Annotated in this window: 2 protein-coding genes; both read left to right on the forward strand. The window is 47.5% G+C overall.

Going from position 1 to position 2,456, the window contains the following annotated elements:
• Positions 1–104 precede the first annotated feature (104 nt).
• Complete coding sequence (gene istA, locus EKG38_RS24640) at positions 105–1,622, forward strand: IS21 family transposase (RefSeq protein WP_126523518.1); 1,518 nt, start codon at positions 105–107, stop codon at positions 1,620–1,622.
• The gene (istB, locus tag EKG38_RS24645; protein WP_126523519.1) at positions 1,612–2,373 is read left to right on the forward strand and encodes an IS21-like element helper ATPase IstB; all 762 of its coding nucleotides are present in this window, start codon (positions 1,612–1,614) and stop codon (positions 2,371–2,373) included. The genes istA and istB overlap by 11 nt, the downstream gene beginning before the upstream one ends.
• Positions 2,374–2,456: the final 83 nt, after the last annotated feature.

Below are 2,456 nucleotides of genomic sequence, written 5' to 3' on the forward strand. Positions count from 1 at the left end.
TGTTAGTTTGCATCCAAAACTGATCCACTTTCCCCCCTAATTTGCATTGAAAACTGATCCACATATTTAATACCTCCTGCCACCCCTGAGCAGGAGAATGTGGAGTGATAGATGTGTCATTATTAAGTGTTATACGTCGATGGTATTTTCGTGATGGGCTATCCCAGCGAGAAATCACTCGGCGCACTGGATTGTCTCGCAATACAGTGCGTCGTTATCTTAAAGACGACATTGCTGAACCAGCTTATCCTCAGCGTGACTCGCACGGCAAGGTAAAAGCATTCGAAGAAGTGCTCGTTAGTTGGCTTAAGCGAGAAGCAAGGCGACGACGCAAAGAGCGTAAAACCGTTAAAAACCTGTATGAAGACTTGCTACCTTTGGGCTATTCCGGCTCATATGACAGGGTTGCTGCGTTTGTACGTAAATGGCGCGAGGAGCAAAGGTTAGCTGCATCCAATCAAGTTTACGTGCCATTAGAGTTTGCCGCAGGTGAAGCCTTTCAATTTGATTGGGGCGAAAACTATGCCTTTATCGATGGTCGTAAAACCAAGCTGCAAGTCGCTCACTTTAAGCTCAGTCATAGCCGAGCTTTTATGCTGCGAGCATACCCCACGCAAAGCCATGAAATGCTGTTTGATGCTCATAATCACGCGTTTCGGGTGTTCAACGGTGTGCCAGAGCGCGGGATTTACGACAATATGAAAACAGCAGTTGATAAGGTGCAAAGAGGCAAGGAGCGCATTGTTAACCGTCGCTTCCTAACCATGGTTAGCCATTATCTGTTTGAAGCTGACTTCTGTAATCCTGCCGCAGGTTGGGAGAAAGGCCAAGTTGAAAAGAATGTGCGTGATGCGCGGTCGATTATCTGGCAACGTCTACCGCGCGTGAGCACGCTAACCGAACTCAACGATTGGCTAGAGGCGCAATGCATTGCCGACTGGCAATCACGCAAACATCCTCAGTTTACGGATAAAACTATCGAAGATGTGTGGTATCAAGAACAACGTCAATTGATGAAAGTGACCGCCCCGTTTGATGGTTTCATCGAGCATAGCAAAAAAGTATCCTCTACCTGCTTAGTCAGCTTCGAACGGAATCGTTACTCTGTGCCCGCAAGCTTCGCTAACCGACGAATTAGCCTGCGTGTGTACCCAAGTCGGCTGAGTTTTGTCGCTGAAGGGCAGCAGATAGCGGAGCATCCCCGCACGTTCATGGTGAGTCACGATGTACCCGGCAAAGTGATTTACGACTGGCAACACTACTTGCTGGTCGCACAACGCAAACCGGGGGCGCTTCGCAATGGTGCGCCATTTAATACCATGCCCGATAGCTTTAAGCACCTGCAATCCATTTTGCTGCAACGAGCGCGCGGGGATAAGGAAATGGTCGAGGTGTTATCGCTGATATTGCATCACGACGAAGCCGATGTTGTGAAAGCGGTTGAAATGGCCTTAGACGCAGGCTGCCCATCTAAACAACATGTGATGAACTGTTTAAGCCGCGTAATTACCCCACCACAGCCTGCACCCATCCCGATTGTTAACAGCCTGCAATTAATCACTGAGCCAACCAGCGATGCATCTCGCTACGACACATTACGAGGTAAACGCCATGCACACTGAAGCTCTATTACACACCCTTAAAACGTTGAAGCTACATGGCATGGCGAGCAGTATTACCGAGTTGAGCTCGCAAGATTCGCCAGCTTACAAACAAGCTTTGCCAATACTCGACGCACTAATAAAAGCCGAGGTAGCGGACAGAGAAGTGCGCAGTATTGCCTATCAAATGAAAATCGCGAAGTTCCCTGTTTACAGAGACCTTTACGGCTTCGACTTCAGTGAGAGTGAAGTCGATGAATACCTGATTAGAGGCTTACATCGTTGTGAGTTCATTGAAGACTGCCAAAATGCGGTGTTCGTCGGTGGCCCTGGCACAGGCAAAACACACTTAGCAACGGCACTCGGGGTGCAAGCCATTCAACATCACCAATACCGAGTACGGTTCTTATCCACTATCGAGTTAGTGAATACCTTAGAGCTTGAGAAACAAGCTGGTCATGTTGGCAGAATGGCCAACCGCCTAGCCAAGTGCGATTTGGTGATACTCGATGAGTTAGGTTATGTGCCGTTTAGTCAAGCGGGCGGCACCTTGCTGTTTCACTTACTCAGTAAACTCTACGAAAGCACAAGCGTACTTATCACCACCAACCTTAACTTCACTGAATGGTCGAAGGTGTTTGGCGATGCAAAACTCACTACGGCCTTGCTAGACAGATTGACTCACCATTGCCATATAATTGAAAGCGGCAATGATAGCTACCGATTCAAAGAATCAACTAAAAAATCAAAGGAGAAAAAGGCTAGAAAATAGACCATGATTATGGTCATATAACACCAATTGGGTGGATCACTTTTAGATGCAAATCGTGGATCAGTTTTACCTGCAAATTAACA

Source organism: Shewanella canadensis, assembly GCF_003966225.1.
GTDB lineage: Bacteria > Pseudomonadota > Gammaproteobacteria > Enterobacterales > Shewanellaceae > Shewanella > Shewanella canadensis.

Coding starts and splice junctions, on each gene's coding strand:
- istB (WP_126523519.1), top strand. CDS start 1,612: ATGCACACTGAAGCTCTATTACACACCCTTAAAACGTTGAAGCTACAT.